The 23,244-nt window shown below is 30.4% G+C and carries 26 protein-coding genes; 17 read left to right on the top strand and 9 right to left on the bottom strand.

From position 1 onward, the window contains the following. Positions 1 to 2 precede the first annotated feature (2 nt). The 10 genes from AAC008_RS10835 to AAC008_RS10790 all read left to right on the top strand — a co-directional run bounded on the left by AAC008_RS10835 (position 3) and on the right by AAC008_RS10790 (position 7,249). Positions 3 to 806 carry a hypothetical protein gene (locus AAC008_RS10835; RefSeq protein WP_339889317.1) on the top strand — a complete coding sequence of 268 codons (804 nt, stop codon included), beginning with the start codon at positions 3 to 5 and terminating at the stop codon, positions 804 to 806. Then, positions 803 to 2,122: a DNA (cytosine-5-)-methyltransferase gene (gene dcm, locus AAC008_RS10830; protein WP_339889316.1), complete on the top strand. Its 1,320-nt coding sequence runs from the start codon at positions 803 to 805 to the stop codon at positions 2,120 to 2,122. Before AAC008_RS10835 ends, dcm begins: the two co-directional genes overlap by 4 nt. A gap of 124 nt (positions 2,123 to 2,246) precedes the next feature. After that, positions 2,247 to 2,750: a MarR family transcriptional regulator gene (locus AAC008_RS10825; protein ID WP_339889315.1), complete on the top strand. Its 504-nt coding sequence runs from the start codon at positions 2,247 to 2,249 to the stop codon at positions 2,748 to 2,750. Between the two features lie 67 nt (positions 2,751 to 2,817). Beyond that, positions 2,818 to 3,135, top strand: a complete 318-nt coding sequence (locus AAC008_RS10820; RefSeq protein WP_339889314.1) for a hypothetical protein — start codon at positions 2,818 to 2,820, stop codon at positions 3,133 to 3,135. Beyond that, a complete protein-coding gene (locus tag AAC008_RS10815; RefSeq protein ID WP_339889313.1) occupies positions 3,132 to 3,476 on the top strand; it encodes a hypothetical protein in 345 nt (114 codons plus the stop codon). Before AAC008_RS10820 ends, AAC008_RS10815 begins: the two co-directional genes overlap by 4 nt. A gap of 11 nt (positions 3,477 to 3,487) precedes the next feature. Then, complete coding sequence (locus AAC008_RS10810; RefSeq protein ID WP_339889312.1) at positions 3,488 to 3,877, top strand: hypothetical protein; 390 nt, start codon at positions 3,488 to 3,490, stop codon at positions 3,875 to 3,877. Between the two features lie 97 nt (positions 3,878 to 3,974). Further along, positions 3,975 to 4,169 carry a hypothetical protein gene (locus AAC008_RS10805; RefSeq protein WP_339889311.1) on the top strand — a complete coding sequence of 65 codons (195 nt, stop codon included), beginning with the start codon at positions 3,975 to 3,977 and terminating at the stop codon, positions 4,167 to 4,169. A gap of 25 nt (positions 4,170 to 4,194) precedes the next feature. After that, positions 4,195 to 4,647: an SRPBCC family protein gene (locus AAC008_RS10800; RefSeq protein ID WP_339889310.1), complete on the top strand. Its 453-nt coding sequence runs from the start codon at positions 4,195 to 4,197 to the stop codon at positions 4,645 to 4,647. 137 nt (positions 4,648 to 4,784) lie between these two features. Continuing rightward, positions 4,785 to 5,336, top strand: coding sequence for a LemA family protein (locus tag AAC008_RS10795; protein ID WP_339889309.1), 552 nt, complete (start codon positions 4,785 to 4,787; stop codon positions 5,334 to 5,336). Next, positions 5,336 to 7,249 (top strand): DUF2207 domain-containing protein, encoded by a 1,914-nt coding sequence (locus AAC008_RS10790; RefSeq protein WP_339889308.1) that lies wholly within the window; start codon positions 5,336 to 5,338, stop codon positions 7,247 to 7,249. The genes AAC008_RS10795 and AAC008_RS10790 overlap by 1 nt, the downstream gene beginning before the upstream one ends. 6 nt (positions 7,250 to 7,255) lie before the next feature. Here the strand turns inward: AAC008_RS10790 and AAC008_RS10785 are convergent, their stop codons facing one another. Then, a complete protein-coding gene (locus AAC008_RS10785; RefSeq protein WP_339889307.1) occupies positions 7,256 to 8,071 on the bottom strand; it encodes a hypothetical protein in 816 nt (271 codons plus the stop codon). A 150-nt stretch (positions 8,072 to 8,221) separates the two neighbouring features. Between AAC008_RS10785 and gcvP the strand changes: the two genes are divergently transcribed. The 7 genes from gcvP (at position 8,222) to AAC008_RS10750 (ending at position 15,927) form a co-directional block, all read left to right on the top strand. Beyond that, positions 8,222 to 11,065: an aminomethyl-transferring glycine dehydrogenase gene (gene gcvP, locus AAC008_RS10780; protein WP_339889306.1), complete on the top strand. Its 2,844-nt coding sequence runs from the start codon at positions 8,222 to 8,224 to the stop codon at positions 11,063 to 11,065. 134 nt (positions 11,066 to 11,199) lie between these two features. Next, positions 11,200 to 11,571, top strand: a complete 372-nt coding sequence (locus AAC008_RS10775; protein WP_339889305.1) for a group III truncated hemoglobin — start codon at positions 11,200 to 11,202, stop codon at positions 11,569 to 11,571. Between the two features lie 132 nt (positions 11,572 to 11,703). Continuing rightward, complete coding sequence (locus AAC008_RS10770) at positions 11,704 to 12,762, top strand: ketoacyl-ACP synthase III (protein ID WP_339889304.1); 1,059 nt, start codon at positions 11,704 to 11,706, stop codon at positions 12,760 to 12,762. A gap of 66 nt (positions 12,763 to 12,828) precedes the next feature. After that, positions 12,829 to 13,359 carry a methyltransferase gene (locus AAC008_RS10765; RefSeq protein WP_339889303.1) on the top strand — a complete coding sequence of 177 codons (531 nt, stop codon included), beginning with the start codon at positions 12,829 to 12,831 and terminating at the stop codon, positions 13,357 to 13,359. A gap of 37 nt (positions 13,360 to 13,396) precedes the next feature. Next, positions 13,397 to 14,245, top strand: coding sequence for a glycosyltransferase family 2 protein (locus AAC008_RS10760; RefSeq protein WP_339889302.1), 849 nt, complete (start codon positions 13,397 to 13,399; stop codon positions 14,243 to 14,245). Between the two features lie 165 nt (positions 14,246 to 14,410). Beyond that, entirely contained in the window at positions 14,411 to 15,160 is a 750-nt protein-coding gene (locus tag AAC008_RS10755) for an ABC transporter permease (protein WP_339889301.1), read from the top strand. After that, the gene (locus AAC008_RS10750) at positions 15,157 to 15,927 is read left to right on the top strand and encodes an ATP-binding cassette domain-containing protein (RefSeq protein WP_339889300.1); all 771 of its coding nucleotides are present in this window, start codon (positions 15,157 to 15,159) and stop codon (positions 15,925 to 15,927) included. The genes AAC008_RS10755 and AAC008_RS10750 overlap by 4 nt, the downstream gene beginning before the upstream one ends. A 3-nt stretch (positions 15,928 to 15,930) precedes the next feature. On the opposite strand, the gene AAC008_RS10745 is transcribed toward AAC008_RS10750, so the two are convergent. The 8 genes from AAC008_RS10745 to cdd all read right to left on the bottom strand — a co-directional run bounded on the left by AAC008_RS10745 (position 15,931) and on the right by cdd (position 23,226). Beyond that, a complete protein-coding gene (locus AAC008_RS10745; RefSeq protein ID WP_339889299.1) occupies positions 15,931 to 16,983 on the bottom strand; it encodes a mannose-1-phosphate guanylyltransferase in 1,053 nt (350 codons plus the stop codon). Positions 16,984 to 17,035: 52 nt separating this feature from the next. After that, positions 17,036 to 17,638, bottom strand: coding sequence for a SprT-like domain-containing protein (locus tag AAC008_RS10740; protein ID WP_339889298.1), 603 nt, complete (start codon positions 17,636 to 17,638; stop codon positions 17,036 to 17,038). A gap of 72 nt (positions 17,639 to 17,710) precedes the next feature. Continuing rightward, on the bottom strand, positions 17,711 to 18,394 hold the full coding sequence (locus tag AAC008_RS10735; RefSeq protein WP_339889297.1) for an SDR family oxidoreductase: 684 nt from the start codon (positions 18,392 to 18,394) through the stop codon (positions 17,711 to 17,713). Then, positions 18,384 to 19,370, bottom strand: a complete 987-nt coding sequence (locus AAC008_RS10730; protein ID WP_339889296.1) for a M28 family peptidase — start codon at positions 19,368 to 19,370, stop codon at positions 18,384 to 18,386. The genes AAC008_RS10735 and AAC008_RS10730 overlap by 11 nt, the downstream gene beginning before the upstream one ends. Before the next feature lie 85 nt (positions 19,371 to 19,455). Then, positions 19,456 to 19,845 carry a DoxX family protein gene (locus AAC008_RS10725; RefSeq protein WP_339889295.1) on the bottom strand — a complete coding sequence of 130 codons (390 nt, stop codon included), beginning with the start codon at positions 19,843 to 19,845 and terminating at the stop codon, positions 19,456 to 19,458. A gap of 133 nt (positions 19,846 to 19,978) precedes the next feature. Further along, positions 19,979 to 21,607, bottom strand: a complete 1,629-nt coding sequence (locus tag AAC008_RS10720; protein ID WP_339889294.1) for a 2-oxo acid dehydrogenase subunit E2 — start codon at positions 21,605 to 21,607, stop codon at positions 19,979 to 19,981. A 3-nt stretch (positions 21,608 to 21,610) separates the two neighbouring features. Beyond that, entirely contained in the window at positions 21,611 to 22,612 is a 1,002-nt protein-coding gene (gene pdhA, locus AAC008_RS10715) for a pyruvate dehydrogenase (acetyl-transferring) E1 component subunit alpha (protein ID WP_339889293.1), read from the bottom strand. 131 nt (positions 22,613 to 22,743) lie between these two features. Beyond that, the gene (gene cdd / locus AAC008_RS10710) at positions 22,744 to 23,226 is read right to left on the bottom strand and encodes a cytidine deaminase (protein WP_339889292.1); all 483 of its coding nucleotides are present in this window, start codon (positions 23,224 to 23,226) and stop codon (positions 22,744 to 22,746) included. Between the last annotated feature and the right edge of the window lie 18 nt (positions 23,227 to 23,244).

Raw genomic sequence — 23,244 nt, 5'->3', positions numbered from 1 at the left:
CAATGGCTGAATTTATAGGATTTAAAGACGGCAAAGAAATTGAATGGTTAGAATTAAACTTACTAAAGAATCATAGGCCTTTAAGTAAGTCTACTATTTGTAGTTTAAGTGGGGAAGATGAGACAAAAGTGGATGAATGGATTAGCATTTTAGAATCCAGAACTCATTTATACAAACAACCCATTTACTCAATTTTAAAAAATAGAATTATCCCGAATTATTCTTGGGACCAAATTCCAGAATATTTTCTTTGTCTTTATTATTCTTTTAACGGAGCAAACGACTACTCAGGAGGCACTTCCCTTTTTGAAAAAATATCTGCACAAGCGTTAAAGAATTTTCTAAATGGAGAAGTCTTCATTCTAGGCTTTCCTGCTGGAAAAAGTTTTAATGATTATTTAGATGAAATAGGAAATCTTTGTTTTGAAGATAGAATATTACCTGCTCATTATTCTTACAAAGATGATGGTGTAGATGTTGTTGGTTATAAATCTTTTGATGACAGAAGAAGTTCTAATTTATATGTATTACTACAATGTGCTGCAGGAAAACATTGGGATGCAAAAAAACCTATCAACATGAATAATTGGGGGCTATACATTAAATGGTATAGAGAAAATATTATTCAATCAATTTCCACCGTAGATTTTGTTGAAAATGTAAGATGGAATAAGAGGACTTCTACTTTTGGAATGCTAATTGATCGGTTAAGGATTTATAATTTTTTATATGAGAAAACCGTCGATCCTGCTTTGAGATTAGAAGTTATAAATTGGTGTAATGACAAAATAGCACAAGGAATATGAAGTTTATAGACTTATTCGCAGGTTTAGGAGGATTTCATATTGCATTAGAAAATCTTGGTCATGAGTGTGTTTTTGCAAGTGAAAAAAAAGAACATTTGGCAAAATTGTATGAAAAAAATTTTGAAATTGAAGTAAATAGAGATATTACTAAAGTTAAGATTGAAGAAATACCACATTTTGATATTTTGTGTGCAGGATTTCCTTGTCAGCCATTTTCAAAAGCTGGAGATCAATTAGGATTGGAAGACCAAAGAAACGGAAATCTTTTTGACAAATTAGTTGAGATAATAGATTATCACAAACCAGAATATTTTATATTGGAAAATGTAAGAAATTTAAAAACTCACGACAATTTCAATACTTGGAAATATATAAAAGATAAACTTGAAAATAAAGTTAAATACTTTATAGATGATAAAATTTTATCTCCTCATAATTTTGGAATTCCACAACATAGAGAAAGAATATTTATAATAGGTTCAAGAAATGGCTTACAACATTTTAGTTGGCCAGACCCATCTGATTCAACTGATTCAATATTAAATTTTTTAGATGTAAATCCAACTGATGCAACCAAACTTGAAGATGAAAAAATTTCGGTTATTAAATTATGGCAGGAGTTTATTGATAAAGTTCCCTTAGAAGACAACTTGCCTAGTTTTCCTATTTGGAGTATGGAATTTGGAGCAACTTATCCATATGAAGATGAAATACCATTTAGAACTTCTTCTAATGCTTTAGGAAGATGTAAAGGTAAATTTGGAATACCACTTAAAGGTATGACTAGAGAAGAAAAATTTAATAATTTACCTAATTATGTAAAGAAAAATCAATTACATAAAGAAACAGGAAAACCTATTCCATTTCCTAATTGGAAAAAACATTATATAAGAAGTAACAGAGCTTTTTATGAAAAATATAAAGTGGAATTGGAGCCAGTTGTTAAAAAAATTAATGAATTAGGTGTGTCAAGTTGGCAAAAATTTGAATGGAACGTACAAGGAGGAGAAAGAGATTTGTCAAAATATATTATACAATTTAGAGGTTCAGGAGTTAGAGTTAAGAAAACTGATTTCTTTCCTTCATTGGTTACTGTAAGTACACAAATACCAATTATTGGCTGGGAAAATAGATATATTACACCAAGTGAAGGAGCAAAAATCCAATCATTAAACGGAATTACTTTACCTAAAAATCTTGGAAGTTGTTTTGGAGCACTTGGTAATGCAGTAAATGCGGATTTAGTAAAATTAATCGCAGAAAATTTAATTATTGATTTAGACACTGATCTTAAACCAACTGATCTTTTTTTTTAAAACACTGTGTAGCAAATCAGTTATTAAATAAATATTTTTTTCTTTCAAAATAAACTTTCATTTATTATTGAAAGTTTAAAAACTTTTATATATCTTTGTCTCATCAAAGTAAAATAATTCTAAAATGGAATTCAAAGAAGCAAAAAATAAATTCGTACAAACTTGGGGTGCATTAGGCAGTCAATGGGGAATTAACAAAACCATGGCTCAAATTCATGCTCTTTTGATGGTTAGCAACGAACCTGTTTCTATGGAAGATGTTATGGAAGAACTACAAATTTCTCGTGGAAATGCTTCTATGAATCTCCGTGCTTTGATGGATTGGGGAATTGTTTATAAAGAATACAAAGCTGGTGAACGAAGAGAATTTTTTACTGCTGAAAAAGATTTAGACGAATTAGCCGTTAAAATTTCAAGAGAACGAAGTAAAAGAGAAATTAAACCTGCTTTAAAAGTATTAAAGGAAGTTTCTAGCATTAAATCAAATGCTACAGAAGAAGAAAGACATTTTGTAGATCAAACTACTAAACTATACGATTTTGTTTTAAAAGCTGACAATATGCTAGAAAAAGCAACTGAATTCAAAGACAACTGGTTAGGTAGATTGGTTATCAAGATTATGAAGTAAAACTTAAAATAAAAAAATTTAATCAAAACTTTCATTTTTTTCTGAAAGTTTAAAAATAAATAAAATTATGAAAAAAATATTTAATTACGTCAATTTAGCTTTTGTTATCATAACAATAATATTAGCATTAATTCAAGGAGAAAAAGCCTTATCTGCTTATTTCCTTTTGGGATTTTTTCAATTAACAACTGCACTAATTCTTTTAATTGTTAAAAGTTATCAAGGAAAATTAAGTTACGAAATTTTAATTTATTGGTCGTTAATAATAACTTATTTTCTTATTGTAATAAATATATTTTCAAACATGACCATCAAATTATTAATTGCACCTATTCTAATAGCAATTTATCATTGTTACATGAGTTTTAAAATAAACAAACCATGAACCTAAACATTCTTGGATACATAATCTACTTAATCATAACAGCAATAATTATTGTAAAAGTTGGAAAGGTTTGTTACACAAACGGAAATGTTTTTGTAGCTCAATTAATTCCAAATCACGAAGATTTATGCTTGAAAATAAATCAAGTACTGCTAATTGCATATTATCTTTTTAATTTGGGTTATTGTGCAATTACCTTGATTCAATGGAATACAATTTCATCACACACACAATTATTTGAAACGATTGCAATCAAAACTTCAATCATATTGTTCTTAATAGGAATAATGCATTATTTCAACATATTAGTCATCACAAAACAAGTAAAAAAATTAATTTAAATATTTATATTATGGAAACTTCAAAAATTTTAATCGGTTACGCTATCTATTTACCTATTGCTATTGGTTTAACAATTTATGTATCTAAAACTTTATTCAAAAACAGTTTAGTATATATGACAGATATTTTTAAAGGTAGAGAAGAAATTGCAAAAGCAACAAACAAATTATTTGAAACAGGTTTTTATCTTTTAAATCTAGGTTTCGCTCTTATGATTTTAGAACTTTATCTGTATAAAGATAGTTATCAAGAATTAATTGAAAAATTGAGTTACAAAATTGGAGGTTTTGCAATATATTTAGGAATAATGCTTTTTGTAAACTTATATTTCTTCTTTAGAGGAAAACGCAAAGCAAAAGAAAATCACAAAGAACTAAATGTTGAAATAATTAGTCAATAATTAAGTGGAAAAATTGAAAGATTCTTTTAAAATTATATAATTACAAAGTAACTAGTGTTTTCTAATTTTGATAACTTACTAATTAAACAAAAAAATTATGAATCTTAAAAGAATCTTTGGAACAATATTAACTGTTCTTGGAATAAGTGGTTTAATATATACTGCTGTTTTATTTGCAAATACATCTGGAAGTAATCAAGATATTAGGTCTTTAATTATTTATGGCGTTTTAGGTTTTGTTTTCTTCATTACAGGAATAAGCTTAGTCAAAACAACAAAAGACGAATCTTAAACATTTAACAAAAAAGTCAATCAATTTGGCAATCATCAATCTTAATACTAGAATAAACGCACCAAAGCAGATCGTTTTTGATTTAGCAAGAAACATCGATGTGCATCAAAATTCTGCTAGTAAAACTAATGAAAAAGCTATTGCAGGAACTACTTCTGGTTTAATAAATTTAAATGAATTTGTAACCTGGAAGGGAAAGCATTTTGGACTTTACTTAACACACACAAGTAGAATTACCAAAATGGAATTGTATGATTTTTTTGTGGATGAAATGGAAAGTGGAAACTTTAGATCTTTCATTCACGAACATTCCTTCATAGAAATGAACGGAGAAACAATTATGATTGATAATTTAGTTTATAAAACTCCTTTTGGAGTCTTTGGAAAACTATTTGACAAACTATTTCTAAAAAAACACATGACTAATTTTCTAATTAATAGAAATCAAATTTTAAAAGCAGTAGCCGAAAATCATTAATATGATCAGGAAATTTTAATAATTTAATGTAAAAATAAAACTCTTTTTCTATTGTTTAATTACAGAAAAAAAGGTTCATTTTATAAAATAGTAACAAAAATAGTTATATTTGAGATTAAATTAAAAAAACAAAAATCATGCTAATAATATTAATAATCATAGGTGCTGCTTTTTTAATTGTCATGTATTTTGTGATGATTTACAACAAATTGGTAAAATTAAAAGTACTTTGTGAAGAAGGCTGGAGTGCAATTGATGTGTTTTTGAAAAAAAGATATGATTTGATTCCAAATCTTTTAGAAACTGTAAAAGGTTATGCTAAACATGAAAGCGAAACTTTCGAAAACATTGTAAAAGCAAGAAACAATGCCATAAATGCTTCAACAGTAAAAGAAAAAGAAATTTCAGAACAACAATTAAATGGTGCTTTAAAAGGTTTAAATATTGTAGTAGAACAGTATCCTGATTTAAAAGCCAGTACAAATTTTCAACAACTGAGTGCTGAATTGAGCAAAATTGAAAGCGAAATTGAAAGCTCTAGACGTTATTACAACGCAACAGCTAGAGATTTGAATATTGCAGTTACTACTTTCCCAAGTGTAATTGTAGCAAATATGTTTAATTTTGAAAAGAAAGATTTCTTTGAAATTGCAACTCAAGAAAGAGAAAATCCTAAAGTTACTTTCTAATGAAAATTAGCCTAAAAGTTCTACAAATTTTATCTTTTTTTTTACTTACGAATTTAATTTCTGCTCAAGAAGAAAAAATAATTGATTTTCATGCAGAGATTATCATCAACAACGACAGAACCATAAATGTTACTGAAAACATTAAAGTTTATGCCAATGGTGATGAAATCGTTCGTGGTATTTTTAGAAAAATTCCTCAAACACGAACAGATAAAAACGGAAAAACATTTCGATATAACATTGAATTAGAATCTGTAAAACATAATGGTCAGGATTCTGAATACATAGAAGAAAATTTTAGTTATTTTTCATTGAAAATTGGAAAAAAAGATGTTTTAATTCCTTCTGGCATACATGATTATGAGATTAAATATACTATTCAAGGTCAGATTGGTTTTTATGATACGTTTGATGAATTATATTGGAATGTAACAGGTTCTGAATGGAGTCTAAGTATTACCAAAGCATCGGCAACAATTATTTTACCAACTTCTGCATCTGCAATACAATCATCTTGCTATACAGGTACTGAAGGCTCAATAGAAAAAAATTGTTCGTTTAAAGTTGATGGAAATAAAACGTATTTTGAAGCAGAAAACCTTCAGGCTTATGAAGGACTTACTATTGCCGTTGGTTTTCCAAAAGGCGTTGTAAACCCACCTCCACCACCAACTTTTCTAGAAAAATTTGGTAGTATTTTTCTATTTGCCTTCTCATTAATTGGTACATTACTTTTTATGATTAAAAGTTGGGTAAAATATGGTAAAGACCCACAGAAACCAACTGTTGTTCCTCAATTTTATCCTCCAGAAAATTTATCGCCAGCAGCAATGAATATGATTATAAATGAAAGTTATGACAAATCCTCAACAACTTATTCTATTGTGAATTTAGCTACAAAAGGTTATGTCAAAATTACAGATACTTCTAAAAAAATATTAGGTCTTTTTAATTCATATATATATGAATTAGAAAAATTAAAAGATTCAGATGAAAAAATTGCAACTGAAGAACAATCTATTTTAAAAAGACTATTTAAAGAAAATACAAAAATTACTTTTAAAGGAAATTACAATCCTAAAATAGAAAGTGCTTTCAATGATCATTATCAAAATCTTTATGATCAATACAATAGTATTCTGCAAAAAGGAAACAACTTAAGCAAAATAATTTATCCAATATTATTTTTTATCATAACCCTAATTGTAACAGTTTATTTTTATGCTTATGATATTCCACCTGTTATCTTTTTCTTTATATTTACCATAATTGCATCCCTTTTATTGTCTGGTTTTATTAAACTAATCATGAAGCTATTCAAATCTAAAACGACTTATGGTGCAGTTTTTAGAGTAGTATTTACCATAATTAACATTGTAGTTATTTTAGGAATTGTACTGATTAAAGATGAGTATTCAATAAACTCAATATCTATTGCTATTTATGTAGCCATTTCATTAATTTTATTAATACATTTTCAACACTTAATTAAAAGTCCAAGTACAGAAAAATTAAGAATGCAATCCTTGATAGAAGGTTTTAAAATGTATATAGTAACAACTGAAGCGAACCGTTTGCAATTTTCGAATCCTCCAAAAATGACACCTGAGTATTTTGAAATGATTCTTCCTTATGCAATGGCTTTAGGTGTTGATGAAATTTGGGGAGAAAAATTTGCCGAAATGTTAAACAATTCAGCAATAGAATATCAATCTACATGGTATGTAGGTACTGTACCTTTTAATTCGAGTTCAATGCATAGTTTTTCAAATTCTTTTACTGACACTGCAAACAGTTCAAGTTCAAAACCAAGCGAATCGTCTTCTAGTAGCGGTGGAAGTTGGAGCTCAGGTAGCTCTGGAGGCGGCTCTTCCGGTGGCGGTGGTGGCGGTGGCGGTGGTGGCGGCTGGTAAAATAAGCTAGCTGAAAACCAGCAACAAAATCAACCAAAAAAAAGGCATACTTTCAACCCAAAAAGACGTAAAATACTTGTTTCGTTTTGAACTAGCAAAATAAGTAAGTAATCCCAAAATTATAGCTACTAAAAAAGTAACAGCAAATTGATTTAGAGTAATATTAGGTTTGAAATATTCTAAAGCCAAAAATACCAAAACCAATAGATAAATCAAGTTTTTGGTTTGCTTCTCTCCTAGTTTTTGCGGAATCGTTTCCAAAAACTTTTCATCAAATTGCAAATCAATAATTTCAAAAATCAACATCAATATAAAAACGAAAAAAAAGCGTTGAATACATTTCAAGATAACGATTATTGAAAAATCCATATCTGCATTTATAACTGGCAAAAGAACGGTAACTCCAACCCAAGCAATAGCAACCAAATAAATCTTTAACCCACTCCAATTCCGCATGTTAGTTCTATGAGGAAAAAAAGGTAATGTGTATAAAATTGTAAGTAACAGTGCTCCAAATCCTATTAATTTAGTTTTTGTTTTTAATTCTAAATAATAATAAAAAGTTGCTAAAGCAGATAAAATACTTAAAAAAATAATTGCTTTAAAAGTTTTTGTCAATTTGATTTTCTTAATTCTTGCTAATTCATCATATTTTATAAAATTATAACCAACAATTGTCCCAAAAAAGCCAAAATACGCTACAGGTTCATCATAAGAAATGTTTAACTTAAAAAAAGTTATACAAATCAAAGCATAAACGGCCAAAGCAACATGAAGGCTACTTTGGATGTAAAAATCAAATATGTATTTAAAAATGCGCATTCCACAAAAATAATCAAAGTGTTAATAAAAATAGCTTTTAGTTGATAAAAAGACAAAAAATTGACTCAAATTAATGGAAAATTAGAAGTATAATAATTACTTTTGCATTTCAAAATACACAACACAATTACACACTTTATCTTTACATAAATGAAAACAGACTCATTTGCATTAAGACACTTAGGACCAAGAGAAAATGATTTACCAAAAATGTTGGAAACTATTGGTGTTGAAACATTAGACCAATTAATCTTCGAAACTATTCCAGCTGATATTCGTTTGAAGAATCCTTTAGAATTAGAACATATCATGACGGAATACGAATATGCAAATCACATTCGTTTAGTAGGTCGTACAAACAAAGTTTTTAAATCGTACATAGGATTAGGCTATCATCCTACAATAGTTCCTCCTGCAATTCAAAGAAATATTTTTGAAAACCCAGGATGGTATACAGCTTACACACCTTATCAAGCAGAAATTGCTCAAGGTCGTTTAGAAGCAATTTTAAACTTTCAAACTACAGTTATCGAATTAACTGGAATGGAAATAGCAAATGCTTCTTTATTAGATGAAAGTACAGCTGCAGCTGAAGCAATGGCATTATTATTTGATGTTCGTTCAAGAGATCAAAAGAAAAATAATGTTTGTAAATTCTTTGTTTCTGAAGAAATTTTACCCCAAACATTATCTGTACTTCAAACACGTTCTACACCAATTGGAGTGGAGTTAGTTGTTGGAAATCACCAAGAATTTGATTTTTCTAAAGAGTATTTTGGAGCAATCCTACAATATCCTGGAAAATACGGTCAAGTTTATGATTATGCTGATTTCATCAAAAAAGCAAATGAAAACGAAATAAAAGTTGGAGTTGCTGCTGATATTTTATCATTAGTAAAACTAACGCCTCCAGGAGAAATGGGCGCTGATGTAGTAGTTGGAACAACACAACGTTTTGGAATTCCAATGGGCTATGGTGGACCACATGCTGCTTACTTCGCAACAAAGGATGAATACAAACGTTCAATGCCAGGAAGAATTATCGGAGTTTCGCAAGATGCTGATGGTAATCGTGCTTTGCGTATGGCATTACAAACACGTGAACAACATATCAAACGTGAAAAAGCAACTTCAAACATCTGTACAGCTCAAGTTTTATTGTCTGTAATGGCTGGAATGTTTGCTGTTTATCACGGACCAAATGGCTTAAGATACATCGCTGATAAAGTTCATGGAATGGCTTCAACTTTAGCTGATGCATTAAACAAATTAGGAGTTTACCAAACAAACACTTCATTCTTCGATACTATCGTAGTAAAAGCTGACGCCAAAAAAGTAAGAACTATTGCCGAAAGTAAAGAAGTAAATTTCTTCTACATTGATGATGAAACGATTTCTATTTCTTTAAACGAAACGATTTTATTTAGTGATGTAAATGAAGTAATTGCCATTTTTGCTGAAGCAGTTGGAAAAGAAGCTTTTGAAGTTTCTGAATATGTTTTAGAAAACAATTATCCGATGCACTTAAACAGAAAATCGGAATTCTTAACGCATGAAGTATTCAACAAGTATCACTCCGAAACAAGTTTGATGCGATATATTAAAAAATTAGAGCGTAAAGATTTATCATTAAATCATTCGATGATTGCTTTAGGCTCATGTACAATGAAATTAAATGCAGCAGCTGAAATGTTACCTTTAAGTATGCCTTATTGGAACACCATTCACCCTTTTGCTCCATTGGATCAAGTGCAAGGTTACACTAAAATGCTTAAAAAATTAGAGCATCAATTAAATGTAATAACAGGTTTTGCTGCAACTACATTACAACCAAATTCTGGTGCTCAAGGTGAGTATGCTGGTTTAATGACTATTCGTGCCTACCATCAATCAAGAGGTGACGAAAAAAGAACAATTTGTTTAATTCCCGCTTCGGCTCATGGAACAAATCCTGCATCAGCCGCAATGGCTGGGATGAAAATTATCGTTACCAAAACTATGGAAAACGGTAATATTGACGTAGAAGATGTTAGAGAAAAAGCAATTCAATACAAAAATGAATTATCATGTTTAATGGTAACTTATCCTTCAACTCATGGTGTTTTTGAAAGTGCGATTAGAGAAATCACACAAATCATTCACGATAATGGTGGTTTAGTTTATATGGATGGCGCAAACATGAATGCTCAAGTTGGATTAACAAATCCGGCTACAATTGGTGCTGATGTCTGTCACTTAAATTTACATAAAACATTCGCTATTCCTCATGGAGGTGGTGGACCAGGCGTTGGACCAATTTGCGTAAACGAAAAATTAGCTCCGTTTTTACCTAGTAATCCATTAGTTCAAGTTGGTGGTGAGCAAGCAATTTCTGCAATTTCTGGAGCACCTTACGGTTCTGCTTTAGTTTGTTTAATTTCTTACGGTTATATCTGTATGCTAGGTGCTGAAGGAATTACTAATGCAACAAAATATGCAATTCTAAATGCAAACTACATGAAAGCACGTTTAGAAGATCATTATCCAATTTTATATTCTGGTGAAAAAGGAAGAGCAGCTCACGAAATGATTTTAGATTGTAGAGGTTTCAAAGAAAAAGGAATAGAAGTTTCTGATATTGCAAAAAGATTAATGGATTATGGATTCCATGCTCCAACAGTTTCTTTCCCAGTTGCAGGAACTTTAATGATTGAACCAACTGAATCGGAAGATGTAGCAGAATTAGATAAATTCTGTGACGCAATGATTTCTATCCGTAAAGAAATTGAAGAAGCTTCTGAAGACGAACCTAACAATGTCTTGAAAAATGCACCACATACATTAAATATGTTGACTTCTGATACATGGGTTTTACCATATACAAGAGAAAAAGCTGCTTATCCATTAGACTATGTTATTGAAAATAAATTCTGGCCAAGTGTTCGTCGAGTTGATGAAACTTTTGGTGATAGAAATTTAGTTTGCAGCTGTGCTCCTATTGAAGCATATATGTAAAAAGTATTAAGATTGTAGAATTAAGTATTAAGACTAAAAAGGTTTCAAATTTATTTTGAAACCTTTTTCTTTTTTATGACAAATGTCAGATAAAAGCAACTCAATAATAGTAACTTTGTATAAATTTTTAAATAATGAATGATATTAAAACTAGAGCAGATATTCTTTCTATAATGAGAGAATTTTATGATAAACTCTTGGTAGATGAAAGTATTAATTTTTACTTTACTAAAATAACAGATACAGACAAACATTTAGAACATCACTTTGATGTATTAGCAACTTTTTGGGAACAGTCTTTATTTATGAAAGGTGGATACCATAACAATATGTTCCAAATTCATAAAGATTTACATGAAAAACATTCTTTTAAAAAAGAACATTTTGACGCTTGGCTTAAACATCTTTATTCAACAATAGATTCTAATTATGAAGGCAAACATGCTGAACAAATGAAAACCAATGCCTTGAGTATGGCAACAGTAATGCAAATAAAATTTCAATAAAATAAATATATACTGCATTATTACTATTTTTATGCAGGATATCTTAATTATTCGATAATAATATGCATGCATACTACTTTTTGGTTGTCATTTAATTATTTATCATTAATTTAGCAAATTAAATCCTCCACAATGCAAATAAAAATAACAGGTTCAGGAAGTTATATTCCAACATTAAAAGTTACAAATCAAGATTTTGCGAATCATGAATTTTTAAATGATGATGGTTCCAAGTTAAATCAGCCAAATGATGTAATAGCTCAGAAGTTTACTGAAATTACTGGTATTGTGGAAAGAAGGTATGTTGAAGAAAACCAAACCACTTCACAAATTGCTACTATTGCTGCTCAAAGAGCAATTGAAGATGCAAAAATTGACCCAGAAACTTTAGACTATATAATTTTTGCACATAATTTTGGAGATGTAAAAAAAGGAGCTATTCAAGGTGATATGTTACCAAGTTTAGCAGCTAAAGTCAAATATAACTTACGTATAAAAAACCCAAAATGTGTCGCCTATGACATGCTTTTTGGCTGTCCTGGTTGGGTAGAAAGCGTTATTCAGGCTCAGGCTTTCATTAAAGCAGGAATGGCAAAAAGATGTTTAGTAATTGGTGCAGAAACTTTATCAAGAGTGGTTGACCCACACGATAGAGATTCAATGATTTATTCTGATGGGGCTGGAGCTACAATAATTGAAGGAACAAACGAAACTGGTGGAATTTTAGCAACTAATAGTGCTTCATACACCTATGATGAAGCCAATTATTTGTTTTTTGGAAACTCATACAACCAAGACAATGATCCTGATGTTCGTTACATAAAAATGTATGGCCGTAAAATTTATGAATTTGCTTTGATAAATGTTCCTAAAGCCATGAAAGAATGCTTGGAAATTGCAAATCTAGACATCAAACAAGTTAAAAAAATCTTGATTCATCAAGCTAATGAAAAAATGGATGAAGCTATTGTTCAACGTTTTTACAAGCTTTACAAAGAACCTTATCCCGAAGGAATTATGCCAATGAGTATTCACAAATTAGGAAACTCAAGTGTAGCAACAGTTCCGACTCTTTATGATTTAATCATGAAAGGTCAAATTGAGAATCAAGAACTAAACAAAGGAGATATTATACTTTTTGCTTCTGTTGGTGCTGGTATGAACATAAATGCTATTGCTTATCAAATGTAAAAAAGTTGCAAGTTGTAAGTTGTATGTTATAAGAAAAAATTAAATTTGTTGCTTAATCTACTTTTAATGTACGAAAAGACATATCCTAGCAAACGATTCAATATTACTTTAGATTTCCTAAAGAAGCATATTTCTTCAAATGAAACTATTTTAGACTTAGGAGTTCCAAATCCTTTTTCTAAAATTATGGATGAGAACGGCTATGTTGTAAAAAATACTAAAGGGGAAGATTTAGACAACGATCAATCAAATTTACAAAACGAAGATTATACAGTTGTCACTGCTTTTGAGATTTTTGAACATTTATTAAATCCTTACACGATTTTAGAAAATGTAAAATGTGATAAAATTTTAATTTCAATTCCAATGCGTTTATGGTTTTCTTCTGCTTATAGAAGTAAAACTGATAAATGGGACAGGCATTATCACGAATTTGAAGATTGGCAATTAGATTGGTTATTAGAAAAAACTGGCTTTAAAATTATGGATAGTATAAAGTTTACGCATCCAGTCAAAAAAATCGGATTTAGACCTTTGTTGAGATATTTTACAAATCGTTACTATTTAGTTTACGCTGTTAAAAATAGTGTTCAGTAATTAGTTTTTAGTGTTCCGTATTTCAGAATTAAATATTATGAATTATTACATTATCATTCCAGCTTATAACGAAGAACAATTTATTGAGCTAACACTTCAATCTATTGTTAATCAAACTATTTTACCCAAAAAAGTAGTTATAGTTGATGATAATTCGACTGACAAAACTTTTGAAATTGCTGAAAAATATGCTAAAAAATTCTCTTATATTTCTGCTGTAAAAAACAATTCTGAAGCAATACATTTACCTGGAAGCAAAGTCGTTAAGGCACTTAATAAAGGATTATCGCAATTAGACGATGAATATGATGTGATTGTAAAACTTGATGCTGACTTAATTTTACCTTTAAATTATTTCAAAACGATATTAAACCATTTTAAATTGGATGATAAAATCGGGATGGTTGGTGGTTTTGCATACATAGAAAAAGATGGGAATTGGATTTTAGAAAACCTAACCGACAAAGATCATATTCGTGGTGCATTTAAAGCTTACAGAAAAGAAACTTTTAAACAAATTGGTGGCTTAAAACCAGCGATGGGTTGGGATACAGTTGACGAGTTATTATGTAAATTCTACAATTGGAAAGTGGTTACAGATGAATCTTTAAAAGTAAAACACCTTAAGCCAACTGGAGCCAATTACAACAAAGCTGCACGTTACAAACAAGGAGAAGCTTTTTATAGCTTGGGTTATGGATTAACTATTACAACAATAGCATCTTTAAAGCTGGCTTTAAGAAAGAAAAAACCATTACTTTTTATAGATTACATAAACGGCTTTTTGAAAGCTAAGTCTTCTGGAAAAGAATTATTTGTCACTAAAGAACAAGCGAGGTTTATCCGAAACTATCGTTGGAAGAAGATGAAGGAAAAATTATTTTAATCTTACCGAAGTTTGCGTTAGTGATGGGAACGGCATCCTTTTGTGGAATGAAATGGAACAAAAGATATAGTGGACAGCACGACCTGAAAGGTAACGCCCAAAAAAATCATAAGACATAACCCATAACTCATAACTTCTTACTATTTTTGAAGATATTTTAAAACTATGATGCTGATAAGATATTTAACGCAGATAGGTCGTTATTTCATAATGTTGAAAGAGATTTTCAAACAACCTACTAAATGGAAGGTTATGCGACAACTTATTTTTAAAGAAATTGATGACTTAATCATTGATTCTTTGGGTATTGTTGCTTTTATTTCATTTTTCGTTGGTGGTGTTGTAGCGATTCAAACAGCTTTGAATTTAACAAATCCATTAATTCCAAAATATTTAATTGGCTTTGCAACTAGACAATCTGTAATTCTTGAGTTTGCCCCAACCTTTATTTCGATAATTATGGCTGGAAAAATGGGTTCGTTTATTACATCAAGTATAGGTACAATGCGTGTTACCGAACAAATTGATGCGCTTGAAGTTATGGGAGTAAATTCGCTTAACTACTTGGTTTTTCCTAAACTGATTGCTTTATTATTGTATCCTTTTGTGATTGGAATTAGTATGTTTTTAGGTGTTCTTGGTGGCTGGATGGCTGGTGTTTATGGAGGTTTTACTTCTAGTGCTGAATTTATCCAAGGTATTCAAACAGATTTTATTCCTTTTCATATTGCTTATGCTTTTGTAAAAACTTCTGTTTTTGCTTTTGTTTTAGCTACAATTCCTTCCTTTCATGGTTTTTATATGAAAGGTGGTGCACTTGAAGTTGGTAAGGCCAGTACGGTTGCTTTTGTTTGGACTTCGGTTGTAATTATTTTATTGAACTATATATTAACTCAACTCCTTTTAAGCTCATGATAGAAGTCAAAAATTTAGAGAAAACTTTTGGTGACCAAAAAATATTAAAAGGAATTACTACAAGTTTTGAAGCCGGAAAAACTAATCTAATAATTGGACAAAGTGGTTCTGGAAAAACGGTTTTCTTAAAGTCTTTATTGGGAATTCACATGCCAGAAACTGGAACAATTTCATTTGATGGTAGAATTTATTCTGAACTTTCTAATGATGAAAAAAGAGCTTTACGTACTGAAATAGGAATGGTTTTTCAAGGAAGTGCATTGTTTGATAGTATGACTGTTGAAGAAAACATTGGCTTTCCTCTAAAAATGTTTACCAAAAAAACACCTCAAGAAATTAAGGAGCGTGTAGATTTTGTAATAGCTAGAGTTAATTTAGTTGATGCAAATGACAAAAAACCGTCTGAAATTTCAGGGGGAATGCAGAAACGTGTGGCTATAGCTAGAGCTATTGTAAATAATCCAAAATATCTTTTTTGTGATGAACCAAACTCTGGTTTAGACCCAAAAACCGCTATTGTGATTGATAATTTAATTAAAGAAATCACGGAAGAATACAATATCACGACCGTAATTAATACGCATGATATGAATTCTGTAATGGAAATTGGTGAAAAAATTGTCTTTCTTAAAAATGGATTATTGGCTTGGGAAGGTTCAAATAAAGAAATTTTTAAAACCAACAACGAAGCAGTTACCGATTTTGTTTATTCGTCTGAATTATTCAAAAAAGTTAGGCAAATGTATTTGGAAGACGATAAGGAATAAAACCTATAATTTAGAAACAATTTTCTTAATATCTTGCTCTTTACTTTTTGGATAAATCAATAAAACATCATCTTTATCTACAATGATATAGTCGTTTAGTCCATCAATTACAATTATTTTTTTATTGTTTGCTCTTATTATATTATTAGATGCATTTTCTAACACAACGGTTGCATTAACTACAGCATTATTTTTTTCGTCTTTATCTAATTTTTCGTGTAATGAACCCCAAGTTCCTAAATCATTCCAATCGAAAGTTGCTGGTAAAACATAAACATTTTTTGCTTTTTCCAATACAGCATAGTCAATAGAAATATTCTCTGCTTGAGCATAATTTTCATTAATGAACTCTTTTTCTGAATTTGTATTATAATTTTCTAATCCAGATTTAAATAAATTATTCATCACTGGTTGAAATTGTGAAAAAGCTTCAGTTATTGCTTTTGCACTCCAAATAAAAATTCCTCCATTCCATAGAAAATTTCCACTAGCTAAAAATGCTTTTGCAGTTTCATAATCTGGTTTTTCTCTAAATTGATTAACTTTTTTTACTGAATTTGAATCTGCTTTATCATATTCAATATAACCAAAACCTGAATTTGGGAAAGTTGGCTGTATTCCTAATGTCATTAACGCATTTTCTGAAGTACAAAAATCAAAACATTGTTTTAAATTGTTCACAAATTCACCTTCATCTTCAATCCAATGATCACTTGGCGCAACAACCATAACTGCATCTGGATTTTGTTTTTGAATTTTAAGTGAAGCATATAAGATACAAGGTGCCGTATTACGCATTGCAGGTTCTAACAAAACTTGCTCTTGTTTTACCATTGGCAATTGCTCTAAAACCAAATTATTATATTTCTCATTGGTTAAAATAAATATGTTTTCAACTGGAATTATTTTTGCTAATCTTGAAAATGTCTTTTGAATTAAAGTATCACCAGTCCCTAACATATCGTGAAATTGTTTAGGAAAATCTACTGTACTAACTGGCCAAAATCTTGAACCAACTCCACCAGCCATTAATATTGCGTAATAATTCTTATTCATTTTTTTAATTTTTTATGCTTAACAAATATATGTAATTTTATATCGTAAATATTTAACCTGGAACTATTTCTACTTCTGCATTTGCATTAAATAAGTACGTTTTTCCAGAACTCATTTCTGTACATTCGTATCGCTTTACACGAAGTCCGATTTTTTGAAAAATCCTACCATTTTTTATCCTGAATAAACTTCCACTTGGCACTTCGTGTATGAAATAAATATCCGCTTTTCGTTCATCAAACTGTTTTAAAGCATATGCTAATCTTGCGTCAGTATCGCTACTTGCCGTTGGATTTCTAAAATGATTAGCCACTAAAGACAAAACAGAATGAGGAAATATTTCTGGTCGAATGAAAGGAACCATAAGTCTTTGAAACGAATGTTTCCACTCTACTCCATGTGGCTTTATGTTTCTTCCAAACTTTTGAAAAGCTACCAAATGAGCAATTTCGTGAATTAAAGTGATTAGAAATCTATATTTATTTAAATTAGAATTTACTGTTATCAAATGAAAACCTTGTGCATCTTTTCGATAATCACCATGACGGGTTTGCCTTTCATTTACAATTTTTAGATGTACATGATTGGCTTTTACAAGTTCAAAACAAGGTTCGACTGCGTGAGAAGGTAAATATTTTTCTAAAACGTTACTCAAATTAATTGTGAATTATGAATTATGAATTATTAGTTCTTGAAACGACTATAATTCATAATAGTTGAAATTTAATTAAGGAGTTGTTGATGAAACTTCCAATACCTTTCCGTTGTAATATTTATTTCCAGTTAAAGCAAAATCGTGAATGTAATTAGCCATTTCTAAAGCCGAAAGCGGTGCTTCATATCCTGGAAAAGCTTCTTGTAACATTTCTGTATTAACCGAACCTAAAGCTAAAACATTAAAACTAATTCCTTGTTCTTTGTACTCTTCTGCAAGTAATTCTGACAAAGTAATAACTGCTCCTTTGCTTGAACTGTAAGCTGCTAAACCTGCAAATTTCATACTTCCTTGAATTCCACCCATTGAACTTATTGTTACAACATGACTTCCCTTTTGAAGATATGGAATACAAATTCTTGTTAAACTTGCTACTGCAAAAACATTGACTTTATATATGTTTTCAAATTCACCCGATGAAATTTGTTCAAATGGTTTATGCAATAAAGCTCCAGCATTGTGAATTAAAACATCCACTTTCTTGAACGTGTTTTTGATAAAATCTTCTACCTCATCAATAGCTGAATCTAAAGATAAATCAACTGATAAACAAGTTATGTTTTTGTGTTCAATTAAAGTTTTAGGCGTTTTTCTTGATAAGGCTAAAACATTGTGACCTTCATTTGCAAATTGCAAAGCCATTTCGTAGCCAATTCCTCTTGAAGTTCCTGTTATAATTATATTTTTACTTGACATTTATTGTAATTTCTTTTGTGGGCTTGTTCATCATTATTTCTAAAACTGGAATCATTGTATTGACAATATTAGTCATGTGTTTTGGATCCATTAATTCAAATTCGTCATCTGGTTTGTGGTAGAAATCGAAGTTTTCAAAATCAAAAGTTGAAACCGTTTGTGCTGGAACTTCAAATTCTGTAAAAAACGGATAATTATCAGAAGCTCTAAACAATTGATATTTGGTTTCAGCTGGAACATATCCAATAACTTTTTCACCAGCATATTCATTTATTTTTGAAGCCATATTTGTTTTTCCAAAACCAGTTAAATAGAGTAGAAAATCTCTGTTTTGCATTGGAACACCTATCATTTCAAAATTAAACATAACGTACAAATCTAAATTTGCTGCTTTTAATTTTTTAGCTAAATGTTTCGAACCTAATAAACCTTTTTCTTCAGCTGAAAAAAATGTAAAAATTAAACTTCTTTTGTTCGTTTTATTCTTAGCAAAATACTTCATAACTTCTGAAACAGCTGTTGAACCTGAAGCGTTATCATTGGCGCCATTTGCAATATCGTCACCATTTACAGCAGCAATTTTTCCGATATGATCGTAATGAGCTCCAATAATAACGAACTCATTTTTCAGTTTCGGATCATTTCCTTCAATATATCCAACAATATTGTATGCTGGTTTATCAAAATTTGAAAGTGTATCTCTATAAGTCTTGAAATAAGGTTTGATACCATTTTCTTTCATCAAGTTTTCTAAAAAAACACTAGCTTTTTCAATTCCTTTACTTCCTGAATCTCTTCCTTCATTATCGTCAGAAGCTAAAAATTTTAAGGTTTTAGCAACATTTTCCTCTTTAGCAAAATTAACTTTGGTTATTCCTGAAGTAGATTCTGTTGTAACTGGATTAGTTGTCGGAATTAAATTTGGCGAACCACATGCTATAATTAATAAAGAAGCAAAAAAATATAATTTTCTCATTTTATCTAAGTTTTAGTAAAAATAAAAAAATCCCGACAATTTCGCGACTTTATTAGTATAGTTTATTGTTAAATCTATCAACAATTTAGATTTTAAACTTCAAAAGTGCTGGAATTTTATCTTTATTTACATAAATTAATACCACACAACTAATAAAAACAATTATAGCCATTGTAAACAAAGTTCCTCCATCATTATTAACTTCTATACCTAATTTAGTTAAATGTGACAAAATTGCTCCAATCATAATTCCTAAACCCAATATTGCACCTAACAAAGTAGTTCTTGGAATTAAAATCAAAATAGAAGTGATTAATTCTGCAATTCCTGAACCAATTCTTCCGTAGGGCTCAATTCCTAAAGTTTCAAAAATATAAACACTTTCTGGTGCACCAGTAAATTTAAAATATAATGTTTGCAACAAGATTATTGCTACTACAAAACGTAAAGCCCAAATAAATATTTTTTTAAACATAACTCAAATTTTATTTATTCAAAAATACGTTACTCAATTTTACTTCTCTGTTAGTTAGATTACATAAGTTGAATCCTCTTCATAAAAAAAGTCCCGATAAAATCGAGACTTTCTTTTATATATAAATAAAAAATTAAGCTAGCATTGTAACCGGGTTTTCTAAAAAGTTTTTTAATGTTTGTAAGAATAAAGCTCCTGTTGCACCATCAACTGTTCTGTGATCGCAAGCAAGTGTTACTTTCATTACATTTCCAACAACTATTTGACTGTTTTTAACAACAGGTCTTTCAACAATTGCTCCAATAGATAAAATTGCTGAATTAGGTTGGTTTATAATTGAAGTAAATTCAATAATACCATAAGCTCCTAAATTAGAAATTGTAAAAGTACTTCCTTCCATTTCTGCAGGTGATAATTTTTTAGTTTTAGCTTTTTGGGCTAAGTCTTTAACACTTGACGAAATTTGAGTCAAACTCATTTGATCCGTGAATGGTAAAACTGGTACTAATAAACCGTCTTCGACAGCTACAGCAACTCCAATATTAACATGATGATTTACTACAGTTTCTTTTTCTGTCCATTGAGAATTTACTTGAGGATGTTTTTTCAAAGCCATTGCACAAGCTTTAACGATTAAATCGTTGAATGAAACCTTGGTGTCAGGCAAAGAATTAATTGTAGCTCTTGAGGCAATTGCATTGTCCATATCTAACTCAATTGTTAAATAATAATGCGGTGCAGTAAATTTAGATTCTCCTAAACGACGAGCGATAGTTTTTCTCATTTGAGAATTCGCACTCGTAGTAACTAATTTTTCTCCAGCTGGAACAAACGGCTGAACATTTGCAACAGCTTCTTTAGCTTGAGCAACCGCAACTGGTGCAGCTACAGAACTTGTATTTATGTTTGTATTTGGAGTATAATTTTCAATATCAGATTTTACAATTCTTCCATTTTCACCAGAACCATTAACTTGATTTAAGTCAATACCTTTTTCTTTTGCTATTTGTTTTGCTAAAGGTGATGCAAAAATTCTTCCACCTGCATTATTTGTAGGAGTAGAATGAGAAGCAGTAGTTTCTGTTTTTGTTTCAGTTTTTTCTGCTTTTACATCTTCTTTAGTTCCCGAATCATTCGAAAAGCTTTCTGCTATTCCAGAAACATCTGTTCCTGCAGGTCCAATGATTGCTAGAACGCTATCCACTGGAGCAGTTTCTCCTTCTTGAATTCCTATATAAAGTAAAGTTCCTTCGTTGAAAGATTCAAATTCCATTGTAGCTTTATCGGTTTCGATTTCGGCTAAAATATCTCCTTCACTAACTTTATCCCCTACTTTTTTCAACCAAGTTGCTACAGTTCCTGTAGTCATGGTATCGCTTAAACGAGGCATTGTTACTACTTTTACTCCTTTAGGCAATTTAGTTGACTTTGATTCTGATTCAGAAGCAGCTTTTTCTTCATTTTTTGGCTCTTCTTTTTTATCACTTGAAGCACCACCTGCAATAAGTGCAGCAATATCTTCACCTTCATCTCCAATAATTGCTAAAAGAGAGTCAACTGTTGCAGTTTCTCCTTCTTGAATGCCAATATGTAATAAAGTACCTTCGTTAAAAGATTCAAATTCCATTGTAGCTTTATCGGTTTCTATTTCGGCTAAAATATCTCCTTCACTAATTTTATCCCCAACTTTTTTCAACCAAGTTGCTACAGTTCCTTCTGTCATTGTATCGCTTAAGCGAGGCATTGTTACTACTGTTGCCATGTTTTATAATTTATGAGGTATAAATGGATAATTTTCTTGTTCGTACACTACATCATACAATTGACTGATCTCTGGAAAGTCAGATTCTTCGGCAAATGTTACACATTCTTCCACTAAATCTTTAACTCTTTGGTCTATTACTTCAATTTCTGATTCCGTAGCGTAATTTTTCTCTTTTATGATATCCAACACTTGCGTAATTGGGTCAATTTTCTTGTATTCTTCTACTTCGTCTTTTGTTCTATATAACTGTGCATCAGACATTGAGTGACCTCTATATCTGTATGTTTTCATTTCTAAGAAAGTTGGTCCGTCACCACGTCTTGCTCTGTCCATTGCTTCTTCCATTGCTTCAGCAACTTTTACTGGATTCATTCCGTCAACTGGTCCACAAGGCATTTCATACCCTAAACCAAGTTTCCAAATATCTGTATGATTTGCTGTTCTTTCAACAGAAGTTCCCATTGCATATCCATTGTTTTCACAAATAAATACTACTGGTAATTTCCATAACATTGCCATATTAAAAGCTTCATGTAAAGATCCTTGACGAGCAGCACCATCACCAAAATAAGTTAGGGTCACTCCACCAGTTTCAAAATATTTATCAGCAAAAGCCATACCTGCTCCAACTGGAATTTGAGCTCCTACAATTCCATGTCCTCCATAAAAACCATGTTCTTTAGAGAAAATGTGCATAGAACCACCCATTCCTTTTGAAGTACCCGTTACTTTTCCTAATAACTCAGCCATTACTCTTTTTGGATCAACACCCATTCCGATAGGCTGAACGTGATTACGATAAGCTGTAATCATTTTATCTTTTCCACCTAATTCCATTACATGCAATGCTCCAGCTAAAACTGCTTCTTGACCATTATATAAATGTAAAAATCCTCTAACTTTTTGTTGAATATAAAGTGCAGCTAATTTGTCTTCGAATTTTCTCCACAACAGCATATCTTCGTACCACTTTAGGTACACTTCTTTTGTAATTGGCTTCATTGTTTGATAGTATTAAATGAAATTGATTCCATAATTAGCAAAAATACTATTTCCTTGCTTATTGAAAAAATTAAATTTCAAAATTTTTGTGTTTTTTACTGACAATTCGTTAAAAATAATTAACGAAATCGTTATAGATGGTTTTTATCGAACATAAATGGCAACAAATTCTTTAAAGAATCTGATTTATAGATTTCTCCTTTTGCTCCCATAAAATAAATTTCTATAGCTGCTTCTTGTTTAAATTCATATTCTGCAATTGATTGCCTACAAGCTCCACATGGTGGAATTGGAATATCAGAATCTCTATCATTTGGAGAAGCGGTAATACAAAGTTTTAAAACTTTAGCATTTGGATATTTTGAACCTGCATAAAAAATTGCTACACGCTCAGCACATAGCCCTGAAGGATAAGCAGCATTTTCTTGATTAGTCCCGGTTATAGTTTCTCCGTTATCTAAATTTAAAGCTGCACCAACAGAAAAATTTGAATACGGTGCATAAGCCGTTTTTCTAGCTTCAATTGCTTTTTGCATCAATTTTTGTGTTTCTGTATCTAATTCACCAACTGAATCATATACTTTAAAAGACATATTAATATCTAATTCTCTCATGTTTTATTTCTTTAATAG

This window comes from uncultured Flavobacterium sp., from assembly GCF_963975515.1.
In the GTDB taxonomy this organism is placed as follows: Bacteria; Bacteroidota; Bacteroidia; order Flavobacteriales; family Flavobacteriaceae; genus Flavobacterium.
Note: the sequence above shows the minus strand (reverse complement) of the source record. Positions and strands in the feature narration are given on the sequence as shown.

Excerpts from the sequence above, each read along its gene's own strand:
- AAC008_RS10835 (WP_339889317.1), top strand. The coding sequence starts at position 3 with ATGGCTGAATTTATAGGATTTAAAGACGGCAAAGAAATTGAATGGTTA.
- dcm (WP_339889316.1), top strand. The coding sequence starts at position 803 with ATGAAGTTTATAGACTTATTCGCAGGTTTAGGAGGATTTCATATTGCA.
- AAC008_RS10825 (WP_339889315.1), top strand. The coding sequence starts at position 2,247 with ATGGAATTCAAAGAAGCAAAAAATAAATTCGTACAAACTTGGGGTGCA.
- AAC008_RS10820 (WP_339889314.1), top strand. The coding sequence starts at position 2,818 with ATGAAAAAAATATTTAATTACGTCAATTTAGCTTTTGTTATCATAACA.
- AAC008_RS10815 (WP_339889313.1), top strand. The coding sequence starts at position 3,132 with ATGAACCTAAACATTCTTGGATACATAATCTACTTAATCATAACAGCA.
- AAC008_RS10810 (WP_339889312.1), top strand. The coding sequence starts at position 3,488 with ATGGAAACTTCAAAAATTTTAATCGGTTACGCTATCTATTTACCTATT.
- AAC008_RS10805 (WP_339889311.1), top strand. The coding sequence starts at position 3,975 with ATGAATCTTAAAAGAATCTTTGGAACAATATTAACTGTTCTTGGAATA.
- AAC008_RS10795 (WP_339889309.1), top strand. The coding sequence starts at position 4,785 with ATGCTAATAATATTAATAATCATAGGTGCTGCTTTTTTAATTGTCATG.
- AAC008_RS10790 (WP_339889308.1), top strand. The coding sequence starts at position 5,336 with ATGAAAATTAGCCTAAAAGTTCTACAAATTTTATCTTTTTTTTTACTT.
- AAC008_RS10785 (WP_339889307.1), bottom strand. The coding sequence starts at position 8,071 with ATGCGCATTTTTAAATACATATTTGATTTTTACATCCAAAGTAGCCTT.
- gcvP (WP_339889306.1), top strand. The coding sequence starts at position 8,222 with ATGAAAACAGACTCATTTGCATTAAGACACTTAGGACCAAGAGAAAAT.
- AAC008_RS10775 (WP_339889305.1), top strand. The coding sequence starts at position 11,200 with ATGAATGATATTAAAACTAGAGCAGATATTCTTTCTATAATGAGAGAA.
- AAC008_RS10770 (WP_339889304.1), top strand. The coding sequence starts at position 11,704 with ATGCAAATAAAAATAACAGGTTCAGGAAGTTATATTCCAACATTAAAA.
- AAC008_RS10765 (WP_339889303.1), top strand. The coding sequence starts at position 12,829 with ATGTACGAAAAGACATATCCTAGCAAACGATTCAATATTACTTTAGAT.
- AAC008_RS10760 (WP_339889302.1), top strand. The coding sequence starts at position 13,397 with ATGAATTATTACATTATCATTCCAGCTTATAACGAAGAACAATTTATT.
- AAC008_RS10755 (WP_339889301.1), top strand. The coding sequence starts at position 14,411 with ATGATGCTGATAAGATATTTAACGCAGATAGGTCGTTATTTCATAATG.
- AAC008_RS10750 (WP_339889300.1), top strand. The coding sequence starts at position 15,157 with ATGATAGAAGTCAAAAATTTAGAGAAAACTTTTGGTGACCAAAAAATA.
- AAC008_RS10745 (WP_339889299.1), bottom strand. The coding sequence starts at position 16,983 with ATGAATAAGAATTATTACGCAATATTAATGGCTGGTGGAGTTGGTTCA.
- AAC008_RS10735 (WP_339889297.1), bottom strand. The coding sequence starts at position 18,394 with ATGTCAAGTAAAAATATAATTATAACAGGAACTTCAAGAGGAATTGGC.
- AAC008_RS10730 (WP_339889296.1), bottom strand. The coding sequence starts at position 19,370 with ATGAGAAAATTATATTTTTTTGCTTCTTTATTAATTATAGCATGTGGT.
- AAC008_RS10725 (WP_339889295.1), bottom strand. The coding sequence starts at position 19,845 with ATGTTTAAAAAAATATTTATTTGGGCTTTACGTTTTGTAGTAGCAATA.
- AAC008_RS10720 (WP_339889294.1), bottom strand. The coding sequence starts at position 21,607 with ATGGCAACAGTAGTAACAATGCCTCGCTTAAGCGATACAATGACAGAA.
- pdhA (WP_339889293.1), bottom strand. The coding sequence starts at position 22,612 with ATGAAGCCAATTACAAAAGAAGTGTACCTAAAGTGGTACGAAGATATG.
- cdd (WP_339889292.1), bottom strand. The coding sequence starts at position 23,226 with ATGAGAGAATTAGATATTAATATGTCTTTTAAAGTATATGATTCAGTT.